General features: G+C 70.4%; 3 protein-coding genes. 2 read left to right on the forward strand and 1 reads right to left on the reverse strand.

Going from position 1 to position 2,448, the window contains the following annotated elements; genetic code table 11:
* Window positions 1-809: oxidoreductase (locus CCN44_RS40105; RefSeq protein ID WP_107502170.1), on the reverse strand; the 809-nt coding region annotated here is incomplete at its 3' end.
* A gap of 53 nt (window positions 810-862) precedes the next feature.
* Here CCN44_RS40105 and CCN44_RS40110 point away from each other — a divergent pair.
* Complete coding sequence (locus CCN44_RS40110) at window positions 863-1,468, forward strand: TetR/AcrR family transcriptional regulator (RefSeq protein WP_059251178.1); 606 nt, start codon at window positions 863-865, stop codon at window positions 1,466-1,468.
* Between the two features lie 361 nt (window positions 1,469-1,829).
* On the forward strand, window positions 1,830-2,138 hold the full coding sequence (locus CCN44_RS40115; RefSeq protein WP_014673544.1) for a hypothetical protein: 309 nt from the start codon (window positions 1,830-1,832) through the stop codon (window positions 2,136-2,138).
* Window positions 2,139-2,448: the final 310 nt, after the last annotated feature.

A 2,448-nucleotide genomic window follows, 5' to 3' on the forward strand; every position in this document is an offset into this window, starting at 1 on the left:
GACCCAGGAGCTGCCCGGCGAGGCCGACGTCGGCCGACGAAGGCCGCGCCGGGCAGCTCCTGGGTCGCCGCGAAGAGGGTGGGCAGGGCGCCGGCCGTGTCGTCCTGGGCGAGGAACTTGTTGCCGGCCTGCATGAACACCCGGGCGAGCGGGTTCCCGGCCCGGCTCTGGAGGTTGGTGGCCGCCCAGCCGGGGTGGGCCGCCACGGCCCGCACGGCGGACCCGGCCGCGGTCAGGCGCCGCTGCAACTCCAGGGTGAAGAGCAGGTTGGCCAGCTTGGACTGGGCGTAGGCACGGGCGGGGCTGTACTTCCCGCGCAGGTTGACGTCCTCGAAGTGGATCGCCCCGCCCATGCGGTGCGCACTCGACGCCACCGTCACCACCCGGTCGGTCACGTGGGGCAGCAGCAGGTTGGTCAGCGCGAAGTGCCCGAGGTGGTTGGTGCCGAACTGCATCTCGAAGCCCTGCCTGGTGCGCTGCTCCGGCAGCATCATCACGCCCGCGTTGTTGATCAGCAGGTCCAGCGGGCGGTCCCAGCCGGCGGCGAACTCCCGCACCGAGTCCAGATCCGCCAGGTCCAGCCGGCGCACCTCGGTGCTGCCGTTCACCCGCGCCGCGGCGGCGCCGCCCCGGGCGAGGTCCCGTACCGCGAACACCACATGCGCCCCGGCCCCGGCCAGCGCCCGGGCCGCGGCGAAGCCGATGCCGCTGTTGGCGCCGGTGACGACGGCCGTACGGCCGGTCAGGTCGGGGATGCGGGTCGCGTTCCACTTGGCGCGCTTGCCGCGCGTCTCGGTCGTATCAGCCATGCCCTCAATGTAGGCAGCGCCAACAATGCTGTCAACGACAACATCGAGATACGATGATGCGCATGCCCACGAGCCGCCCCTACCACCACGGAGACCTGCGCGCCGCCCTGCTCAAGAGCGCCGAGCGCACGCTGCGCGAGAAGGGGGTCGGCGCACTCTCGCTGCGCGAACTGGCACGGGACACCGGCGTCAGCCACGCCGCCCCGGGCCGGCACTTCAAGGACAAGCAGGCCCTGCTCGACGCCCTGGCGCTGGACGGGTACGAGCGCCTCAACCAGGCCCTGGACGCCGCCGCCGACGGCCCCGGCCTCTCCCTGGAGCAGCGGATCACGGCCCTCGCCCGCGCCTACCTGGGCTTCGCCGTGGAGAACCCCGAACTCCTGGAGCTGATGTTCGCGCGCAAACACGACCCCGACCGCACCGCACAGCTCGCGGCGGCCGTCGACCGCTCCCTCGGCACCTTCACCCGGATGGTCGCGGACGCCCAGCAGCGGGGCGAGATCGTCCCGGGCGACCCCGAGCGCATCACCACCGTCGCCGCCGCGAGCCTGCACGGCCTGGCCGCACTGATCGCCGGCTGCGCGCTCGACGCCGAGGAGACCCTGGCCGGCCTGGACGAGCACATCCACCTGCTCCTGGTCGGCCTGCGCCCGCGCTGACCCCCGCCGCGGGACTCCGCCCACAACGCCCTCCTCGGCGCCGGCAACTGCCGCCGTGGCCCGTTTCCTCGTCCCCCCGTGAGAACATCGACGCGAGAGTTCACCCGACCGGCCGTCAGAAACCGTGCCAGGTCGTAAAGGGGGTCAACGACAGAACCACACGACAGGTTCCGGTCGGATCTCGTTGCCCGGCGTGACCTGCCGTGATACACAGAGTGACCATACGTGCTATTCGTACGAAACCCGCCAGTCAATGACGTCAAGTCGACATACGTTGGCGACGTTGTCGGCGACAATGAGGCCTGACCTCTGCACACCGCAGGGGCACACGCGGAACTACCCACCAGGGGCGGTGACTTACATGCTCTTTGCGGCCGACAAGGGAGACATCAACACCATCATCGGCGGAATCGCTCCGGACTGGGGCCCCTTCGGCAGCCTGGGCAACGAGGCCAAGGTGATGATCGAGGTGGTCATGGCCGTGGCCATCCTCCTCTGCCTCGGCATCGCGGTATGGGGTGCGGCGAAGCAGCGCATCGGCGCCACGGCCCTCCGGGACACCTTCAGCGCGGAACAGGGCAAGGGCCTCATCATCGCCGGTCTCACCGGGGTGTTCATCATCGGCTCCCTCGGCACCCTGTTCACCATCGTGTACGGCATGGCGGTGTAGCCCCGTCCCTCCCGCCCGTCCGTCGTGCCCACCGGCTGAGGTTGCGTTTCCCTGATGTCGAGTCACCACACCGCGCCCGCGCGGGAACCAGCACGGCTACCGTCGTATGTCTACGAGGGTGAGGGAGCGCACACGGCATGAGTCCCGGAGACGAACAGGGCTACACCGAGACGGGCCACACCCACACCCGCCTCCCCGACCCCCGTAGGGGTCGGGGTCGGGGAGGCGGGTGCGGGTGTGGCCCGTCTCGGTGTAGCCCTGTCCGTCTCAGGGACTCACGCCGTGTGCGCTCCCTCACCCTCGTAGACAT

It is taken from the genome of Streptomyces tricolor (assembly GCF_002155905.1).
Taxonomy (GTDB): domain Bacteria; phylum Actinomycetota; class Actinomycetes; order Streptomycetales; family Streptomycetaceae; genus Streptomyces; species Streptomyces tricolor.

Excerpts from the sequence above, each read along its gene's own strand:
- CCN44_RS40110 (WP_059251178.1), top strand. The coding sequence starts at position 863 with ATGATGCGCATGCCCACGAGCCGCCCCTACCACCACGGAGACCTGCGC.
- CCN44_RS40115 (WP_014673544.1), top strand. The coding sequence starts at position 1,830 with ATGCTCTTTGCGGCCGACAAGGGAGACATCAACACCATCATCGGCGGA.